At 69.8% G+C, this 17,633-nt stretch carries 15 protein-coding genes; 2 read left to right on the plus strand and 13 right to left on the minus strand.

The window, feature by feature from the left end:
• Positions 1-90: 90 nt before the first annotated feature.
• The 5 genes from KY572_RS00335 to lspA (KY572_RS00355) all read right to left on the minus strand — a co-directional run bounded on the left by KY572_RS00335 (position 91) and on the right by lspA (KY572_RS00355) (position 4,798).
• On the minus strand, positions 91-600 hold the full coding sequence (locus KY572_RS00335) for a KdsC family phosphatase (protein WP_224240116.1): 510 nt from the start codon (positions 598-600) through the stop codon (positions 91-93).
• 9 nt (positions 601-609) lie between these two features.
• Complete coding sequence (locus KY572_RS00340; RefSeq protein ID WP_224240117.1) at positions 610-2,085, minus strand: MXAN_5187 C-terminal domain-containing protein; 1,476 nt, start codon at positions 2,083-2,085, stop codon at positions 610-612.
• Between the two features lie 41 nt (positions 2,086-2,126).
• Positions 2,127-3,425, minus strand: a complete 1,299-nt coding sequence (locus KY572_RS00345) for a prolipoprotein diacylglyceryl transferase (RefSeq protein ID WP_224240118.1) — start codon at positions 3,423-3,425, stop codon at positions 2,127-2,129.
• Positions 3,426-3,551: 126 nt separating this feature from the next.
• On the minus strand, positions 3,552-4,142 hold the full coding sequence (gene lspA, locus KY572_RS00350; protein WP_224240119.1) for a signal peptidase II: 591 nt from the start codon (positions 4,140-4,142) through the stop codon (positions 3,552-3,554).
• Positions 4,143-4,174: 32 nt separating this feature from the next.
• The gene (gene lspA, locus KY572_RS00355) at positions 4,175-4,798 is read right to left on the minus strand and encodes a signal peptidase II (protein WP_224240120.1); all 624 of its coding nucleotides are present in this window, start codon (positions 4,796-4,798) and stop codon (positions 4,175-4,177) included.
• 114 nt (positions 4,799-4,912) lie between these two features.
• Here lspA (KY572_RS00355) and KY572_RS00360 point away from each other — a divergent pair, with 114 nt between their 5' ends.
• Positions 4,913-5,305, plus strand: a complete 393-nt coding sequence (locus tag KY572_RS00360) for an FAM210A/B-like domain-containing protein (RefSeq protein ID WP_224240121.1) — start codon at positions 4,913-4,915, stop codon at positions 5,303-5,305.
• Here the strand turns inward: KY572_RS00360 and KY572_RS48005 are convergent.
• Positions 5,302-8,454 carry a lamin tail domain-containing protein gene (locus KY572_RS48005; protein WP_407659854.1) on the minus strand — a complete coding sequence of 1,051 codons (3,153 nt, stop codon included), beginning with the start codon at positions 8,452-8,454 and terminating at the stop codon, positions 5,302-5,304. The two genes, KY572_RS00360 and KY572_RS48005, sit on opposite strands and share 4 nt — an antisense overlap.
• A 259-nt stretch (positions 8,455-8,713) precedes the next feature.
• Here KY572_RS48005 and KY572_RS00375 point away from each other — a divergent pair, with 259 nt between their 5' ends.
• Positions 8,714-9,472 carry a Mut7-C ubiquitin/RNAse domain-containing protein gene (locus tag KY572_RS00375; protein ID WP_224240122.1) on the plus strand — a complete coding sequence of 253 codons (759 nt, stop codon included), beginning with the start codon at positions 8,714-8,716 and terminating at the stop codon, positions 9,470-9,472.
• 4 nt (positions 9,473-9,476) lie between these two features.
• Here the strand turns inward: KY572_RS00375 and ileS are convergent, their stop codons facing one another.
• The 7 genes from ileS to KY572_RS00410 form a co-directional block, all read right to left on the minus strand.
• Positions 9,477-12,374 (minus strand): isoleucine--tRNA ligase, encoded by a 2,898-nt coding sequence (gene ileS / locus KY572_RS00380; RefSeq protein WP_224240123.1) that lies wholly within the window; start codon positions 12,372-12,374, stop codon positions 9,477-9,479.
• A 33-nt stretch (positions 12,375-12,407) separates the two neighbouring features.
• Entirely contained in the window at positions 12,408-13,088 is a 681-nt protein-coding gene (locus KY572_RS00385; RefSeq protein ID WP_224240124.1) for a hypothetical protein, read from the minus strand.
• Positions 13,085-14,029, minus strand: coding sequence for a hypothetical protein (locus KY572_RS00390; protein WP_224240125.1), 945 nt, complete (start codon positions 14,027-14,029; stop codon positions 13,085-13,087). Before KY572_RS00390 ends, KY572_RS00385 begins: the two co-directional genes overlap by 4 nt.
• Complete coding sequence (locus KY572_RS00395; RefSeq protein ID WP_224240126.1) at positions 14,023-15,618, minus strand: pilus assembly protein TadG-related protein; 1,596 nt, start codon at positions 15,616-15,618, stop codon at positions 14,023-14,025. Before KY572_RS00395 ends, KY572_RS00390 begins: the two co-directional genes overlap by 7 nt.
• Positions 15,619-15,625: 7 nt before the next feature.
• The gene (locus tag KY572_RS00400; protein ID WP_224240127.1) at positions 15,626-16,429 is read right to left on the minus strand and encodes a TadE/TadG family type IV pilus assembly protein; all 804 of its coding nucleotides are present in this window, start codon (positions 16,427-16,429) and stop codon (positions 15,626-15,628) included.
• A gap of 168 nt (positions 16,430-16,597) precedes the next feature.
• A complete protein-coding gene (locus tag KY572_RS00405; RefSeq protein ID WP_224240128.1) occupies positions 16,598-16,876 on the minus strand; it encodes a hypothetical protein in 279 nt (92 codons plus the stop codon).
• Positions 16,877-16,931: 55 nt separating this feature from the next.
• The gene (locus KY572_RS00410) at positions 16,932-17,606 is read right to left on the minus strand and encodes a hypothetical protein (RefSeq protein ID WP_224240129.1); all 675 of its coding nucleotides are present in this window, start codon (positions 17,604-17,606) and stop codon (positions 16,932-16,934) included.
• Between the last annotated feature and the right edge of the window lie 27 nt (positions 17,607-17,633).

Below are 17,633 nucleotides of genomic sequence, written 5' to 3' on the forward strand. Positions count from 1 at the left end.
TTCCAGGCCGACAACCCGGCCCCCCATCGAGCAGGGTCGGGTTTCCAGGACCCAACGTTTCGCGGTGGGCTCGGAGGCCCCAGAGGGCCGTCAGCCCCGCTGCCGGTGACGAAGAATGAACTCGCACACCTCGCGCGCCGCGCCGAACCCCGCCGGCTTCTGCGCCACGTAGTGCACCTGGGAGCGCACCTCGTCCGGGGCCTCGGGCGGCGCGGCGGAGAAGCCCACCGCCTTGAGCAGCGGCAGGTCCACCACCTCGTCCCCCATGTAGCCACATCGGTCCGCGGACACCTTCAGCAGTTCCAGCAGCTTCTCGAAGTGCGCCACCTTGTCCTGGCTGCCGAAGTGCACGTGCCGCAGCCCCAGGGACTGCATGCGCATCTGCGCCGAGAGGCTGTCGCCGCCGGAGATGGCCGCCACCTCGATGCCCACCTCCTGCAGCCGCTTGATGCCCATGCCGTCGCGCACGCTGTACATCTGCGTCCACCCGGAGTTGGGCACCCAGAAGATGCGCCCGTCGGTGAGCGTGCCGTCGATGTCGAAGATCATCACCGACAGGTGGCGCACCCGGGCCTTGAGTGACTCGGCGTCCTCGTTCATCCGCGAGGCCTACTTGGGCACGGCCTTGAGCGTGGCCTTGCCGTCCTTGATGACGACCTTGAACTCCACCGACTTGGCGTTGTGCTGCTTGAGCAGCTCCGGCACCTGCTTGCGCAGGTTGGCGGCCACCGACTCGTAGGACATCTTCGAGGTGTCCTCCTGGTTGCGGCGCTTGGCGGTGACGTACGCGTCGTAGACGGCCTTGAGCTTGTCGTCGGAGAGGTTGCCCGCCGACGCCGCGGCCGGCTTGGGCGGCTGCGAGGGCGCGGACGGCGGCTTCGCGGCGGGGATGTTCGGCTTGGAGCCCACCGTGGACGGGCTGCCCGGACGCGCGGCCGCCGAGGACGGAGGACGCGAGGCCGTGCCCGCAGGGGCCGCCGGCTTGCCCAGCGGCTCATCCGTGAGGCTCTCCAGCGCCGCGGCGATGCCGGAGGTGCCCTGCGAGGGCGCGCCGAACGCGGGCACTCCGCGCCCGGGCGTACCCGAGATGCCGGAGGTGCCGCGCGACGGGGTGCCGCCCGGAGGAATCGTGGGCGAGCCCTTCGACGGGGTGCCGCCCGGAGGAATCGTCGGCGCCTTCGCCGCCGCGACGGGAGGAATGGTGGGCGTCTTGGCCGGCACGGGAGGAATGGTGGGCGTCTTCGCCGCCGCGACGGGAGCAATCGAGGGCGTGCCCTTCGAGGGCGTGGCGCCGGGAGGAACCGCCTTCGACGGCGCGACGCTCGGAGGCGCCACGGAGGTGCCCCGCGCCGGAGTTCCCGCCGAGGGCGCCACCGAGGGCACCGAGGGCACGGGGGCCACCACGGGCGTGCCGCGGAACGGCGTGCCGGAAGAGGCCGCCACCGGCGCCACCGTCGGCGCCACCGTGGGGACCACCGGCACGGCGGGCACGGGCGCCGCCGAGGGCACGGGCCGGAAGGGCACGGCCACCGGCGCTTCGTCCACCGGCTGGGGAATGAAGCGCGAGCCCGAGGCCGCCGCGGGCTTCGGCTCGTTGGGGATGATGTCGGCGACCTCCTCGAGATCGTCCTCGGAGATCTCCTCCGTCAGCTCGATGGCGCCCTGGCGGCGCTCACCGCTGGTGCCCGCCTGCTGCCTGCGGCGCTTGGCCTTGAAGAGATCGCGCTTGTACGTGCCGGACTCGATCTCCTGCAGCGTGCGCTGCCACATCCGCTCGTAGGTGAGGAACTTGTTGTGGATCGACGAGATGCGGAACTTCACGGCCGTGTTGCGCACCAGGCTCGTCTTCAGCTTCTGGATCCGCTTCTTGAAGTCCTCGTGCGAGCGGACGGGAGGCAGCCGCTCGTTGCCGAGGAAGTACTGCTCGTAGGCCACCTTCAGCGCCGCCAGCTCTTCCTCGAGCTCGTGACACTCCTGGGTGGCCCTCTCGTTGTTGGACTTCTTGGACGCGTCGTCATCCCCCAGGGCCTTCACGTTGGGTGAGGACTTGGCGGCGGCTGTAGGCTTTCCAGGCTCCTGCGGCATGCAACCTCAGAGTGTCCCCAAGACGCGCCCGGCGATCAACCTCAGGCTGGGCTGGGAGTGGGCCCCAGGCTCGCTTCCCCGCCCAGCCGGCGGCTTCGCTGGTACAGGAGCGTAGCCCCAAAAGTGAACATACAGAGCGAGATGAACTGGCTGGTGGAGATGTTGTACCACGCCTCCAGTGGCACCCAGTGTGCGAGCGAGGGCGCGCTGTCGGACAGCAGCCCGTGCAGCGTGCCGCGCTCGGTGTCGCCGCGGAACAGCTCCACCGTGGAGCGCAGCACCGCGTAGCCCATGAGCCACAGGGAGAAGATCTGCCCGTGGAAGCGCCGGTGGCTGCGCAACAGCAGCAGGCTGACGAAGAGCACCGTCTGGCCCAGGGACTCGAACAGCTGGGTGGGGTGCACCGGCAGGGTGGTGCCGTGCTGCGTCACCCACTCGGAGATGCGCACCGCGCCGGGGGCCGCCTGGTGGAGCACCTCCCCCGTGGCCTCGACGACGTAGCGAGCGTCGGTGGCCTGGGAGCTGTAGGCGGCGCTGCCCGTGCCGGCGATGCGGCCGAAGACGTCCTGGGCCAGGCCCGAGCCGGGGAAGCGTACCGCCAGAGGGGCATGGCTTCCGGCGGGCCCACCCCAGCAGCACCCCGAGGCGAAGCAGCCCAGCCGCCCCAGCGCCTGGCCCAGGGACACGGTGGGGATGGCCAGGTCCGCCAGCCGCAGGAAGTCCATGCGGTTGACGCGCGTGAAGGCGTATGCGGCGAGCGCGGCGCCGATGAGGCCTCCGTAGAAGACCAGGCCTCCGCCCAGGGCGAAGATGCTCCACAGGTTCTTCGCGTAGTCCTTCCAGTTGACGATGATGAAGAGGACGCGGCTGCCCAGCAGCCCGCCGACGAGCACCCACACGCCCAGGTCCAGCACCTGCTCGCGCCGGCGGGGGCCCTCGGTGTCCACGAAGCCCTGGCCGTCCACCCACTCCACCTTGCGCCACTCCTGCTGGGCCAGCCGCGCCGCCACGTGCGCCGCGCAGAAGAAGCCGGTGGCCAGCAGCAGGCCGTAGGTGTGCACCGGGATGCCCTCGCCCTTGCCGCCGGGGAAGGCGCCAGCGGGCAGCGCGTACTTGAGGCCGAAGAAGGCCAGCCCCGCGCCGATGACGCCGTACAGGGCCGCGCGCTTCAGCCGGTCCTCCTGGGACACCGGCGCGCGCGAGCCGTCCTTCCTCAGCGGCCCCAGCGCGCCGCGCCAGCCGTTCCAGGTGATGTAGCCCACCACCCCCAGCGCCACGGCGTACAGGAGGAGCTGCGAGGCGAGCGACTCGAAGGTGAGGTGGAAGAGGACGGGGAGCATGGGGCCCTGCCGGAAGGAGACGACGGCGCCCAGCCTACCCGCTGGCGCCGCCGGAGAACGTCGGAGACATGGCGGGTGTTCCTGGCCGCTCGCCGGGCAGGCGCCCGGGCATGAGGTGGCCGGGGGCTACTTCGGCGGCTCCTTGCGCACGAAGGCATCGAGGATGAGCATGCCCACCCCCACGCAGATGGCCACGTCCGCCACGTTGAAGGAGGGCCAGTAGGCCTGGTCCTTCCAGTGCGCCTGGATGAAGTCCACCACGAAGCCGCGAGCCACCCGGTCGATGTAGTTGCCCAGCGCGCCGCCGAGCACCAGGGACAGGCCCCACAGCGCCCACTTCTCCTTGGGGTCCGTGCCGGAGAGCTTGGAGAAGTAGTAGCTGATCAGCAGCACCGCGCCGATGCTGACGACGTGGAACAGGGGCCCGCGCAGGTTGGGCGGCAGGTTGCGGAACATGCCCCAGGCGGCGCCCGGGTTCTCCTCGTAGCGCAGACGCAGGTAGGACTCGGACACCACCACCGAGCGCTTGGAGCGGAAGTGGCGGCCATCGAAGCCCAGCGGGGGCGGCTCGCCGTACATCGCCTTCAGACGCTCTCCCGTCGTGTTCAGCCCGTCGAAGCGCGTGGTGAGCTCCGCCACGACGTCATACTTGGACCACTGATCGAGCGCGACGACGCCCACGGTGATGAGCAGGAGGATGAGGTATTTGCGCGGCACGGGGGCGGCTTACACCACAAGCCCCCCGCCCGTCACGAATTGGGGCTCTCGGCGAGCGGCGGCGCGGCGGGCTCGGCGCGGCGCACGCGCAGCGAGTCCATGAGCATGAGCGCCACGCCCACGCAGATGGCGGCGTCCGCCACGTTGAAGGTGGGCCAGCGCATGCCGGGCTGGTTGCGCCAGTGCCAGTCGATGAAGTCGATGACGTAGCCGCGCGCCACCCGGTCCATGAAGTTGCCCAGCGCGCCGCCGGCCACCAGGGACAGGGCCCCGCGCACCAGGCGCTGCTCGGGCTCCAGCCGCAGGTACATGGCGAAGATGAAGCCCAGGGCCGCCAGGCTCACCACGTGGAAGAAGGCGCGGCGGGCTCCGTCCGGCAGGTTGGCGAACAGGCCCCAGGCGGCGCCCGGGTTCTCCACGTAGCGGAAGTGCCAGTAGTCCTCGATGAAGCGGTAGGGCCGGGTGGCGCGGTAGCGCCCCTGCTCCATGGGGGGCTGGTTGTCCAGGTTCTGCTCGGAGAAGTAGCCCGCTACCCGGGCCAGCCCCGTGCGCCCATCCAGCGCCTCGGTGAGGTTCGCCACGGCCAGGTATTTGGTCACCTGATCCGCGGCCAGGACGCCGAGGGCCACGATCACGAGGAAGCGCAGGTTCTTCATCTCACCCTGTTGTCTAACCCGCTCCCCCAACTCCTGACAACCCGGAGAGAGCCTGTTCGCCGTGCCCGCCTGCCTTGATTTCCCGCCCGCCCTCATTTCGGGCATGGTGAGGCCATGGCGCCTGTTGAACCCTCCGTGGACAAGCCCACCTCGACCGACACTGCCCCCGCTCAAGCCACGGCCAAGCCGTCGGTGAAGGAGCGCTTCACCGTGCTCTTCCGGGAGTACGGGCCCCTGGCCATCGGGGTGTACCTGGCCATCTTCGCCTTGAGCGTCGCGGGGTTCGCCGTGGCACTGAGCGCGGGGGTGGACCTGCAGACGCTCGGTCAGCGGGTGGGCGTGCAGCTCGATGGGGCGGGGGGGACGGCGGGCACGCTGTTCATCGCCTGGGTGCTGACCAAGGCGCTGCAGGTGCCGCGCATCTTCGCCACGCTGGTGCTGACGCCCCTGGTGGGGCGCATCCCCTTCATCGCCCGGCGGCTGCCGGGCCGCGGCACGACTCCTTAGAAGGGAGTCGCGTCGGCCCGGGTCCCCGGTGAAGTCTTGAGGGTGGACAGGGTGTTGTGCGGCACGAAGGGCCCGCCGAGGGCGCCGTCCGGGTTGCGGTTGGCGGAGATGCCTTCCTGCACGAGCGTCCCGCTGAAGGTGGCGACGTCCACCGTGGTGCCCGCCGAGGTCCTCACCGTCACGGTGTCGCTGCTGTTGGACAGCTCGAGCTTGCCCGTGGACGCGGCCACCGCGTTGGTGAGCCCCGGCGGAATGCCCGCCTCGCCTCCGAAGACGACGATGGCCTTGCCCGCCTCCAGCACCGTGCCGCTGGCGAAGGTGTGACGCAGGGCCGCGGCGTCCGAGATCGTCCAGCCGGAGATGTCCACGGGCCCGGTGCTCGAGTTGACCAGCTCCACGAACTCGGTGCTGGTGTTCTCGTTGCCGCCCACCTCGTTGACGAGCGTCTCGTTGATGAACACGCCGGTGGGGTCGCCACCTCCGGACGAGAGGATGGTGAAGGCCGCGTCGCTGATGTCTCGAACGACGGAGCTGGACGCGTCGCTCACGCGCACCTGCGCGGCGGTGGAGGCGATGTTCGGCACCGTCCACGGGTAGCTGCCCGCGGAGGCCGCCGTGCTCGCGGCGATGGTCGTCCAGGTGCTGCCGTTCAGCGTGTACTCCAGCTTCACGTTCGTCACGCCCGAGGACGTCCAGGTGATGCTCTGGCTGCTCCCACCCTGCCAGCTCTCGCCGCCGTTGGGCGAGAGCACGGTGACGCTCGCGCCGGTGATGGTGAAGGTGCCGTCGCTCGTGTCGGTGATCGCGGAGTTGGACGCGTCGCTCGCTCGCACCCGGGCGGTGGTGGAGCCGGCGTTCGGGAGCGTCCACGTGTAGCTGCCGGTGGAGGCCGCCGTGCTCGAGGTGATGGTCGTCCAGGTGCTGCCGTCCAGCGTGTACTCCAGCTTCACGTTCGTCACGCCCGAGGACGTCCAGGTGATGGGATGGCTGCTCGCGCCGATCCAGCTCTCGCCGCCATTGGGCGAGCTCACCGTGAGGCTCGGAACGATGATGGTGAAGGTGTCGTTGCTCGTGTCACTGAGCGCGGAGTTGGACGCGTCGCTCACCCGCACCTGCGCGGCGGAGGAGGCAATGTACGGCACCGTCCAGGTGTAGCTGCCGGTGGAGGCCGCCGTGCTCGGGGTGATGGTCGTCCAGGTGCTGCCATCCACCGTGTACTCCAGCTTGACGTTCGTCACCCCGAAGGCCGTCCAGGTGATGGCGCGGGAGGTGCCCGCCACCCAGCTCTCCCCTCCGTTGGGTGAGCTCACCGTGATGCTCGCGCTGTCGGAGCCTCCGGGGATGAGGAAGTCCTTGATGACGGCCATGTGCTGCATGTTGGAGGCGCCGCTGTCGCTGGACCGCGCCGGGGCAATCTCCGAGATGGGGGAGTACACGCGAGTGTCCGCCACCAGGCCTCCGGGGAAGGTGCTGCCGCCAATCACCGTGGCCACCTGGTACTGGCGCAGATCACCGTCGACGAGCACGTGGTCGTACGGCTTGGAGCGGCTCGCGTTGGTGTCGTCGTTGCCGTTGCGATCCGCCGGGTAGGGGCTGGCCGTCGACACCACCTGGGAGAAGGTGCCGAAGCAGGACTCGGAGCGGCTGTCGGTGTTGAAGTCGCCGCCGATGGCCAGGTAGTCGCCCGCGGGGACGTTGTTCTTGATGTATTGGACCAGGTTGGTGGCCTCGGTGTTGCGCACGCCGCTGCCGCTGGTGAGCAGGTGCACGCTCACCACCCAGAGGTCCCTGGGCCCCGGCACGTCGATGCGCGCCCAGGCGAAGTCACGGTTGCTCACCTGCGTGTCGGTCCACTCGCCCGAGGCGATGATGGGCCAGCGGCTGATGACTCCGTTGGGGATCTGCGCTCCCGACTCGCGGTAGTAGAAGAAGTTCGGGCCGAAGGCGGTGTCGACGAACTGCCGGATGGCAGCGGACGAGTTCGAGCCGTAGTTGAACTCCTGGATCATCACCACGTCCGGGCGTGTGCCCTGGAAGATGCGGATGCCCTCGCCCTGGTCGTAGCTCTGCAGGTTGCCGCTGGTGGTGTTGGCGGCCATGAGGCGGATGAGCGTGGGGCCCGTGGAGCCGCCATCCGTGCCTCCGTCCGTGCTCGTGCCGCCATCCCAGCCGGCATCGCTCGGGAAGCCGCCATCCGAGCCGCCATCCACGATGGGGCCAGCGTCACCGATGGGGCCAGCGTCTCCGATGGGGCCCGCGTCTCCGATGGGGCCAGCGTCTCCGATGGGGCCAGCGTCTCCGATGGGGCCAGCGTCTCCGATGGGGCCCGCGTCTCCGATGGGGCCAGCGTCTCCGATGGGGCCCGCGTCTCCGATGGGGCCCGCGTCACCGACAGGACCCGCATCTCCGATAGGGCCAGCGTCGCCGACAGGACCCGCGTCGCTGACAGGACCCGCGTCGCTGACAGGACCCGCGTCGCTGACAGGACCCGCGTCGCCGACAGGACCCGCATCTCCGATGGGGCCAGCGTCTCCGCTAGGACCCGCGTCGCCGACAGGACCCGCATCTCCGATGGGGCCAGCGTCTCCGCTAGAACCCGCGTCGCCGACAGGACCCGCATCGCCGCTCGGCCCGGCATCCACAGTCGGGCCCGCGTCCACGCTCGGCCCGGCATCCACAGTCGGGCCCGCATCCACGCTCCCACCGCCATCCGTCGTCCCGCCGGCATCCGCGGTGCTCCCCGCGTCCGTGCCGGCGTCGGTGGAGCCCACTCCTCCGTCGTCCCCGAGGCCCCCGTCCGTGTTGCCGCCCGTGCCTCCGTCCTGCGCATCCAGCCAGTCGCACTGGTCCTTCGGCTGGCAGTACCCACCCGCGCCGCCGTCCTCATTGCCGCCGCAGCACGCGACGCCCAGGTCCTCACACGCCTGCGAGGACTCGCAGGGGCGCAGACACAGGTAGCGCTCGTACACATCCACATACCGGCACTGCTCGCCGGGAGCGCACGCACCCGCGTCCTGCTCGTCGCAGTCGACCCACGAACCACCATCCGGGAGTGGCGGCACCGGCGGGACGTGATCGGGACCACAGGCCTGCAACACCAGCAACAGCGCCAGCCCCGCCCCCAGGAGGCCAGAGAGCATCTTCTTCATGAAACAACCGATTCCTTGCTGCCGGGGGAGCGGCCATCGTCTGCGCCGGCATGTGAGTGACCGGCCGATTATACGAGCACTTGCAGCGAGGCAGTGCACTCCCTTTGAAAAAAAACGTCGAGGCTGCCTGCTTTCTCCGACAGGGCGTGAATCCGCGCCGCACCGCGCATGTGACACCGTGAAAGGTGGACAACCTCCCGGGGCGGAGACGTAGCGTGCACATCGTGAGACCTCCGGGGTCTGCGGGAGCCCGGCAGCAATGACGTCGAAGCAGGTACATGTGCGCCTCTACGGCGCACTCAACGACTTCCTCCCGCCCGAGCGGCGCGGCGCCGAGTTCGTCCACACGTTCGCCGGAACGCCCTCGGTGAAGGACCTGCTGGAGTCGCTCGGCCCGCCCCACCCCGAGGTGGACGTCATCCTCGTGGACGGCGCGGCGGTGGGCTTCTCACACCGGGTGGAGGACGGCTCCCGCGTGGCGGCCTATCCCGCCTTCCACTCGCTCGACGTGACGCCCGTCACCCGCGTGGGGCTGCCCCTGCCGGCCGAGCCCCGCTTCGCGCTGGATGTCGGCCTGGGGCGACTGTCCGGCTTCCTGCGCATGCTGGGCTTCGACACGCTGTGGCGCAACGACTTCGCGGACGACGTGCTGGCGCGCCTGTCCGGGGACGAGGAGCGCGTCGTGCTCACCCGGGATCTCGGGCTGCTCAAGCGCGCCGAGGTGCGGCACGGCTACTACCCGCGCAACACGGACCCCGCGCACCAGCTGGTGGAGGTGGTGCGCCGCTACCAGCTCACCTCGAGGATGCGCCCCTTCACCCGCTGCCTGGCGTGTAACGCCTCGCTCGCGGTGGCCGAGAAGGGCGAGGTGCTGGACCGCATCCCCGAGGGCGTGGCCGCCACGCACTCGCGCTTCCAGCAGTGCCCGGAGTGCCGGCGCGTCTACTGGCCCGGCACGCACCACCAGCGCATGCAGGCCCTGGTGGACAAGCTGCGCGAGCTGGAGCACGAGGCCTGATGCCTCAGCCCAAGGCCTCCCGGCACTTGGGGCACACCTCGCCGCCCTGCCCCACCGCCTCCGAGTAGACCCAGCAGCGCGGGCACTTCGCGCCCTTCGCGGACAGCACCTCGGCCGTCACCGCCGCGCCCTCCCCCAGGGCCTGCGCCACCGAGAGCGTCCGCGCCTGGGGCCCCGGCTGCTCCGCGAGCTCCACCTGGCTGACGATCCACAGCGTCGGCAGCTCTCCCAGGTTCGCCTCGAGGAACTCCCGCGCCTTGCCGCTCGCCGTCAGCACCACCCGCGCCTCCAGCGAGGCGCCGATGCGCCTCTCCCGTCGCGCCTCCTCCAGCACGCCCTGCACCGCGCTCCGCACCGCGAACAGCTTCGCGTAGCGCTCCGCCAGCGCCGGCTCCATCGCTCCCACGGGCTCGGGCAGGCCCGCCAGGAAGACGCTCTCCGTCGGCCGCCCCGGGAGCTGCTGCCACGCCTCCTCCGCCGTGAAGCTCATCACCGGCGCCAGCAGCCGCAGGAGCGAGGAGGCCACCTCGTGCATCACCGTCTGCGCGCTGCGCCGGGCCCGCCCCGCCGCCTTCGTCGTGTACAGCCGGTCCTTCAGGATGTCGAAGTACACCGCCGACAGGTCCGCCGCGCAGAAGTCCACCACCGTCGCGTACACCAGGTGGAACTCGTAGGCCTCGTAGGCCCGGCGCACCCGCGCCACCACCTCCGCCAGCCGTCCCCGCGCCCACGCGTCCAGCGGCAGCAGCTCCGACGCGGGCACCGCGTCCCTCGCCGGCTCGAAGTCGAAGAGGTTGCCCAGCGCGTAGCGCAGCGTGTTGCGAATCTTCGCGTACCCCTGGCTCAGCCCCTGGAGGATCTGGTCCGACAGGCGGACATCGTTCCGGTAGTCACTGGCGGCCACCCACAGCCGCAGCACCTCCGCCCCGTACTTCTGGATGATCTTGTCCGGGCCGATGACGTTGCCCTTGCTCTTGGACATCTTCTCGCCCTGCCCGTCCACCACGAAGCCGTGCGTGAGACAGGCCCGGTAGGGCGACACATCCCTCGTACCCACCGACACCAGCATCGACGAGTGGAACCAGCCCCGGTGCTGATCACTCCCCTCCAGGAACAGGTCCGCCGGGATGCGCTGGCGCCGCTCCAGCACCGCCGAGAACATGCACGCCGAGTCGAACCACACGTCCAGGATGTCCGTCTCGCGCCGGAACTCGCTCCCGCCGCACGAGCCACACCGCGCCTGCGCGCCCAGGAACTCCTTCACCGGCGTGCGGTACCACACGCCCGCGCCCTCCTTCTCCACCGCCGCCGCCACGCGCTCCATCAGCTCCGGGGAGATGACCGCCTCGCCGCAGCCCTCGCAGTAGGCGATGGGGATGGGCACACCCCAGGTCCGCTGCCGGCTGATGCACCAGTCCGGCCGCCCCTCCAGCATGCCTCGGATGCGGCTGTGCCCCCACTCGGGCACCCACTGCACCTTGTCCACCTCCTCCAGCACCTGCTGACGGAACGTCTTCCCGCCCGGCAGCGGCGCGTCCAGCGCGATGAACCACTGCGACGTCGCCGAGAGGATGATGGGGTTGCGGCACCGCCAGCAGTGCGGATAGCTGTGCTCCACCGTGTCCGTCTTCGCGTTCAGCAGCGCGCCCCGCTCCGCCAGCCTGTCGATGATGAGCGGGTTGGCGTCGAACACCCGCAGCCCCTGGAGCCCCTCGCCCGCCGTCTCGTCGTAGCGCCCGTCCGCGCGCACCGGGTTGTAGATGTCCAGCCCGTACTTCAGACCGACCTCGTAGTCCTCCTGGCCGTGCCCCGGCGCCGTGTGCACCAGCCCCGTGCCCGCCTCCAGCGTCACGTGCTCGCCCAGCACCACCTTCCCCGTCCGCTCCAGGAACGGGTGCCGATAGGTGAGGTGCTCCAGGTCCTCGCCGCTCGCGTAGGCCACCACCTTGCGCAAGTCGTCGAACCCCACCGTCTCCACGTCCCCACCCGGCAGCCGGGCGTTCTTCATCACCAGCTCGTCCGCCTTCACCTCCGCCAGCACCTTGGCCAGCAGGTCCTTGGCCACGCAGAGCACGCGCTCGCCCGCGTCGTAGAAGACGTACTCGAAGCCCGCGTTCACCGCGATGGCCAGGTTGGCCGGCAGCGTCCACGGCGTCGTGGTCCAGATGACGAAGTCCACCGCGCGCCCCTTCAGCGAAGGGAAGCGCTCGGCCAGCTCCGGCCCCGCGCGGAAGGCCACGTACACCGAGGGGCTCTCGTGTGGCTCGTACTCCACCTCCGCCTCGGCCAGCGCCGTGCCGTCGTACACGCACCAGTACACCGGCTTCTTGCGCCGGTAGAGCATCCCCCGCCGCGCGAACGTGGCCAGCTCGCGCAGCTCCTGCGCCTCGTACGCGAAGTCCAGCGTCCGGTATGGCGCCTCCCAGCTGCCGAACACCCCCAGCCGCTGGAACTCCGCCTTCTGGATGTCCACGAACTCCAGCGCGTACTCGCGGCACCGCTCCAGGAACGCGTCCCTCGACAGGGTGCGCTTGTCCGTCTTCTGCTCCTTCAGCCGCTTCTCCACCGCCTGCTCGATGGGCAGCCCGTGCGTGTCCCAGCCGGGGATGAAGTCGCACCGCCGCCCGCTCAGGCCGCGGTACTTCACCACGATGTCCTTGAGCACCTTGTTGAGCGCGTGGCCCGCGTGCAGGTGGCCGTTGGCGTACGGCGGGCCGTCCGGCAGCACGAAGGGCTCACCGCCCGCGTTCTTCTCCAGCAGCCGGGCCCAGATGCCCTGCTCGGCCCACCACGCCAGCATCCGCGGCTCGAGCTTCCCCAGGTTGCCCTGGATGGGGAAGCCGGTCCGCGGGAGGTTCAGGGTGTCCTTGTAGTCCTTCGTCGGCGCGCCCGTGTCGCTCATGAGGGCGGCCGTAGCACGCCCCCCCGAGCCCCATCAACGCGCGTCCGGAGCCTCGCTCGAGGGGACTGTCCGGCGCAGCACCACGACCGAGACCATTCCAGGCCTGGCGTCTCGCACCCTCACCTGCATCTCGTCGTTCCCGTTGCGGTACACGTGCGGCTCCTGCTCCGTGTAGCCCGCCTTGGTGAGCTCCTCGCGGTAGAAGGCCTCCACCTTGTCCTGCTTCGCGGCGATGACGTACGTCAGCGTGCGCGCCAGCTCCAGGTCGCTGTTCACCACGTCCTTCGCCCCGGGGAACACCGGCGCGATGGGCGAGGTCTGCTTGCGAGGCTGCGAGAGGTTGGCCTCCCCGAGCACCACCGTGGTGGTGCCGTCCGGGTTGGGCTGCAGCACGAAGGTGTAGGAGATGAACCGCTCCGTATCCAGCGCCGTCAGCTGCGGCTCGCGCGTGAGCTGGGTGCGGTGATGGTCGGGCGGGATGTAGAAGCCCCACCGCTCGAAGCGATCCACCATGTGCTGGAGGATGACCTCGGGGCGCTCCGCGCTGCGCACCGAACGCAGCTTCACCGGGATGCCGTCGGCCCTCAGCACGCCGGGCACCTCCACCTGCTCCAGCACCTTGGGCACGTCCCAGGTGAAGGGCAGCCGCTGCGCGGAGGCCTCACCGGCCCCCAGCAGCGCCACCAGCAGCAGGCACAGGCCCGCGGCTCTCACTGGTAGTACTTGTGGTCGCACTCGAAACCCATCCAGCATGGCTTCCGCTCACCCACGGAGTCGACATACGCCTGCGTGGGGCTGTCCGTGCCCGGCGTGGTGACCCAGGTGCCGGGATCCTGGTCTCCGCCGTTCTCGTCGTCCGTGTAGCTGTTGCCGTTCACGTTGAAGCTCATCCAGAACTTCCCCGACTGGATGGGCACCTGGCCGATGGTGGCCCGGGCCAGCCGCTCGGCGGCCCCCGCGTTGCCCCAGGGGTGCCGCTGGAAGACGCGGATCGCCGACTGGTAGTAGGCCTGGTTGTCGCAGCCCGAGTCATCGAGCACCTGGCAGTTCCGCGACTCCTCGGGAGTGGCCAGGCCGAAGTCATCCAGCAGGATGCCGAAGCCCGCCTGGCAGCCGCCGCCGCGGTTGACGCCGCAGATGGTCATCGAGGTCGTCTGCAGGTGCCTCTCCTGGAAGAAGCTCCCCGCGCCGCTGTCCAGGAAGCTCGTGGGGAACTGCCACGCGGAGATGGTGGCCTGGGCCGAGCACCTCATGCCCCCGAGCGTGGCCTGGTAGACGCCATCCGTGGTGGGCGCCGGCGCGTGGGTGATGCTCCCCTCCGCCTGGCAGCGCACCTCGGGGCTCTGGGCCCGGGTGAAGACGTAGGTGATGATGCCGCCGCCCGAGCTCGAGGAGCGCCCGTCCAGGTCCGCGTAGCGGCTGGTGGCGCGCTGGGCCACCGTGCTGGGGTTGAGCAGGTCCCACTGGTCGGGCAGCACGTGCATCTTCGCCTGGGTGGCATCCCAGATGGCCGTCGCGCTCGACTCCTGCACCTTGAGCGACAGGAAGCCGATCTCCGCGAAGTGGATGCCGAACACCAGGATCGTCACGAAGACGAGCAGCCCGAGGGCCAGCTCCACCGTGCCCTGGCCTCGCCTCTGTCGCGTCGTCACCATGCCGCGTACCCCACGCCCCTGAGGGCGTCATAAGCTTCCCGAGTAAAGGATGCGCCCGAGGCATCGAGCGCCCGGCCGACGTCATCCTGCCCCGCCCGGTCCACCCACGCGGAGATGAGCGTGGCGCGCCAGAAGGGGTTGAGGAAGTTGGGCGGCTCCACCCACGCCTGCAGCCCGTTGCCACCCCGGTGGTGGTAGTAGGCGATGCCCGCCGAGAGCGCGGTGGCCCTGGAGATGTCCGTGCCGTCCGACAGGCGGATGCCCCGGTTGTCGAACTCGTTGTTCGTGGTGGCGAAGCGGAAGCGGAAGAAGAGGTTCCACGGGTCCGGGTTGCGGCTCTGCAGGTCGCGCTGGATGACGGCGTAGTTCTTCGGCTGCCCGTAGGCGTTCTCCGCGGTGGCCACGTTCTTGTAGTTGTAGTCCGCGTGCGGCGGCCACATACCCGGGCACAGGGTGCAGTTACCCATCGTGTGCTCCCGGTCGCGGCCGCTGGCGGCGTCACTGCCGCCAGTCCACACGTGCTCGTCCTGCTCCGGGTTCGGCAGGTCGTTGCTCTTCACGTGCGCCTCCATGCTGCCGTTGCCGATGGACGTCGGCGGGCAGGGCGCCTGCCCCCGGCCGAACGTGAGGGTCAGCGAGCCGTGGTCGTCGCCCCAGACGGCGCCGTTCTCCGAGGGCCTGCGCGAGTGGTTCTTCGTGGAGGCGAAGTAGCCGCTGCCCTCGTCCTCCAGGGTGTTGACGATGTCCCGCTGGGGGATCACCGACTGCAGCTTGTTCTTGATGGGGTCGGCTCCGCCCTCGCGGCCGGTGACGAAGGCGTAGCCGCGCGAGCCCATGGCCGCGTAGATGAAGTGGTTCTTGTTGCCCGCGTTGCGGCGCGTGCAGAAGGCGCCATCGCCGTTGCAGCTCTCGTCGCCCTTGATTTCGTCGGTGTTGACCTGCGAGGCGCCCGTGCTGGCCGTGATGTCGCTGATGACGCCCTGGTTGGCCTGGTCGGCGATGCGCTGGGCCAGCGACGCGTCCGTGAGGATCCGCTCCAGCTCGGTGTAGGCATCCCGCTGCGCCTGGGAGATGGACCCGAGCTGCAGGGCCCGCGCCTCGTGGCCGGCCCGCGCGTCCAGGCCCTGCCACGTGTTCTCCACGTTGTCGTCCTCGGTCCGCAGATCATCCTGCGCGTCGCTGATGTCCTGCAGGGCCTGCCTGGCGCAGGAGCAGAACTGCGAGCAGCCGGAGTTGGGCAGGCAGCACGGGAGCAGGGCGACGTACGGCGCCCTCGCCACGTCGTAGGCCTGCCGCGCGCCGTCGAGGCTGGCGCGGTAGTAGCCGCTCCAGGAGATGAGGCTCTCCACGCCCGTCATCACCACCATGTGGCCCATGAAGGCGCGGTTGAGCAGGGAGGCGCCGTTGAAGGCGCGCGCGGTGGCCACCGCCTGGGAGTAGGCCGCCGCGTCCGCGACGGTCTGCAGCTCCATCTTCTCGCGCGCCTTCATGCCGATGGACAGCGTCATGCAGACCATCAGCGTGAGCAGCAGCAGCGTGAGCGCGAAGATGACCAGCGTCTGGCCTCGCTGGCGCAGGGAGGGCCTCATCACATCCTCACAGTCCATTGGGAGTACCCGGGCAGTTCTGGGTGGAGAAGTGCACGCTCTTGGCGGGCGTCATCATCCGCATCCCGTAGGTGGCGTGGATGGGGAAGACGTATTCCCCGCTCATCACCCGGCTGACGAGCTCGTTGCGGATCAGCGAGTCGAGCGTGGGCGGCGAGCCCGCCGCCGTCCACCCGGCATTGCGCTCCGCCAGCATCAGCGGGTTGGCGTAGTTGTAGTCCTGCAGGCCGAAGTAGGCCAGAATCATCCGGCTGATCACCCAGTCGGCGAAGGGAATCTTCAGCGCGTACCAGTAGACCAGCCGCACCTCCAGGCGCAGCCCGCCGTTGTTCGGGTCGCCGGACAGGTCCCGCGGATCATCGAAGGCCGCGTCCTCCTGCCCCGACACATCCCCCGTCAGGGGCCGCTCGCGCGCCATCCAGAAGATGGGGCCGGTGTGGTTGCCGTCGATGCCCGACTGGTACTTGGGATCGGGGTTGTCGGGGCTGCCGATGCGCTGGCTCCAGGCCTGCGCCAGCTTCTGCCCGGGCTGCCCGCCGCCACCGCCCATATAGGAGACGACGTTCGGCAGCAGCCCCGCGAGCGCCGCATGCATCATGGGCACGCAGTCGCCGTGGTTGCGCGAGCCGGCTCGGACCGCCTGGAAGGCCGCGTACTCGGCCATGATGCGGCCCTGCAGCATCATGAAGAGCTGCAACGTTCCGAGGACCAGGAAGACGGTGAGGGGGAGCGTCAGGGCGGCCTCGACTGCGGCCTGCCCGGACTCCTTGCTCCGCGAGCGTTGGGAAACCATGCACCCGGTATCATCGCCGCACCGGGCTGGAGGGTGTATCCGCCAACTGGCCGCAAGGAAGGAGGACATGCGGCCATTCGCTACATGTGGCCTCCCAAAGCCCCCATGAATCTGTACTTTTTACAGCAGGACTGACCAGAACGACGCGACGGGGGCGGGATCAGCCGCCTAGCGCTTGTTCTCGTTGCAGGTGGAGACGCAGTCCTTGAAGGCCTTCTCGGCCTTCTCGTTGCAGGCCTTGGAGCACTTCAGGAAGGCGCCGCTGGTGCTGCCCTCGGGGTTGGGACAGCTCTTCTGGCACTGCTCGCCCACGTTGTTCGAGGCGGCGCACGAGCGCTTGCAGGGGTCCCGCTTCTCCTTGCTCTTCGCGAAGGCGGGGCCGGTCACCATCATCAGCCCCAGGGTCGCGGCGAGGGTCCAGCCGGACAGTGTCTTCAAGGTTGCCATGGTCGCTCCTCCAGGGGCGCGAGGATAGCGTACGTGCCGGGGCGCGTGCAGCTCTCTAGGGAGGAGGAATGTCGAGCGCGGCGCGGCGCATCACCACCACGGAGCTCTGGCCCGCCTTGGCGGCGCGCACCAGCACCTGCAGCTCGTCCGAGTCCTTGCGGTAGAGGTTCGGCTCCGTCTCGGTGTAGCCCTGCTTCGTGAGCTCCTTGCGGTAGAAGGCCTGCACCTCCTCGGGCTTGGCGGCGACGGCGTAGGTGAGCGTGCGCGCCGACTCGGTGTCGGTGTGCAGCACGTCCTTGGCGCCCGGGTGGACGGGGGCGAACGGAGAGGACTTCTGCGGCGGCTGCGAGAGGTTGGCCTCGCCGAGGAAGACGGTGGTGGTGCCGTCCGGGCCCGGCTGGAAGATGGCGGTGTAGGAGATGAGCCTCTCCAGGTCCAAGGCGGTGATCTGCGGCTCGCGGAAGGGCTGGGCCTGCGTCTCGATGGGAGGGATGTAGAAGCCCCAGTCCTCGAAGCGGTCGACGATGTGCTGGAGGATGACCTCGGGCTTCTCCTTGCTGCGCACCGCGCGGATCTTCACGGGGATGCCGTCGGCCATCATCACCCCGGGCACGTCCACCACGCCCACCACCTTGGGCACGTCCCAGGTGAAGGGCATCCGCTGGGCGGCCGCCTCGCTCGCGCCCAGCAGCGCCACCAGGGCCAGCCATCCCCACTTCGAGCCGCGCATCCGCATCCGCTCCTCGTCGGGCCCGCG

The organism is Hyalangium gracile, assembly GCF_020103725.1.
GTDB classification, from domain to species: Bacteria; Myxococcota; Myxococcia; order Myxococcales; family Myxococcaceae; genus Hyalangium; species Hyalangium gracile.

What these genes read in the sequence shown, in the direction of transcription:
- KY572_RS00335 (WP_224240116.1), bottom strand. Translation starts at nt 600, where the DNA reads ATGAACGAGGACGCCGAGTCACTCAAGGCCCGGGTGCGCCACCTGTCG.
- KY572_RS00340 (WP_224240117.1), bottom strand. Translation starts at nt 2,085, where the DNA reads ATGCCGCAGGAGCCTGGAAAGCCTACAGCCGCCGCCAAGTCCTCACCC.
- KY572_RS00345 (WP_224240118.1), bottom strand. Translation starts at nt 3,425, where the DNA reads ATGCTCCCCGTCCTCTTCCACCTCACCTTCGAGTCGCTCGCCTCGCAG.
- lspA (WP_224240120.1), bottom strand. Translation starts at nt 4,798, where the DNA reads ATGAAGAACCTGCGCTTCCTCGTGATCGTGGCCCTCGGCGTCCTGGCC.
- KY572_RS00360 (WP_224240121.1), top strand. Translation starts at nt 4,913, where the DNA reads ATGGCGCCTGTTGAACCCTCCGTGGACAAGCCCACCTCGACCGACACT.
- KY572_RS48005 (WP_407659854.1), bottom strand. Translation starts at nt 8,454, where the DNA reads ATGAAGAAGATGCTCTCTGGCCTCCTGGGGGCGGGGCTGGCGCTGTTG.
- KY572_RS00375 (WP_224240122.1), top strand. Translation starts at nt 8,714, where the DNA reads ATGACGTCGAAGCAGGTACATGTGCGCCTCTACGGCGCACTCAACGAC.
- ileS (WP_224240123.1), bottom strand. Translation starts at nt 12,374, where the DNA reads ATGAGCGACACGGGCGCGCCGACGAAGGACTACAAGGACACCCTGAAC.
- KY572_RS00390 (WP_224240125.1), bottom strand. Translation starts at nt 14,029, where the DNA reads ATGGTGACGACGCGACAGAGGCGAGGCCAGGGCACGGTGGAGCTGGCC.
- KY572_RS00395 (WP_224240126.1), bottom strand. Translation starts at nt 15,618, where the DNA reads ATGAGGCCCTCCCTGCGCCAGCGAGGCCAGACGCTGGTCATCTTCGCG.
- KY572_RS00400 (WP_224240127.1), bottom strand. Translation starts at nt 16,429, where the DNA reads ATGGTTTCCCAACGCTCGCGGAGCAAGGAGTCCGGGCAGGCCGCAGTC.
- KY572_RS00405 (WP_224240128.1), bottom strand. Translation starts at nt 16,876, where the DNA reads ATGGCAACCTTGAAGACACTGTCCGGCTGGACCCTCGCCGCGACCCTG.
- KY572_RS00410 (WP_224240129.1), bottom strand. Translation starts at nt 17,606, where the DNA reads ATGCGCGGCTCGAAGTGGGGATGGCTGGCCCTGGTGGCGCTGCTGGGC.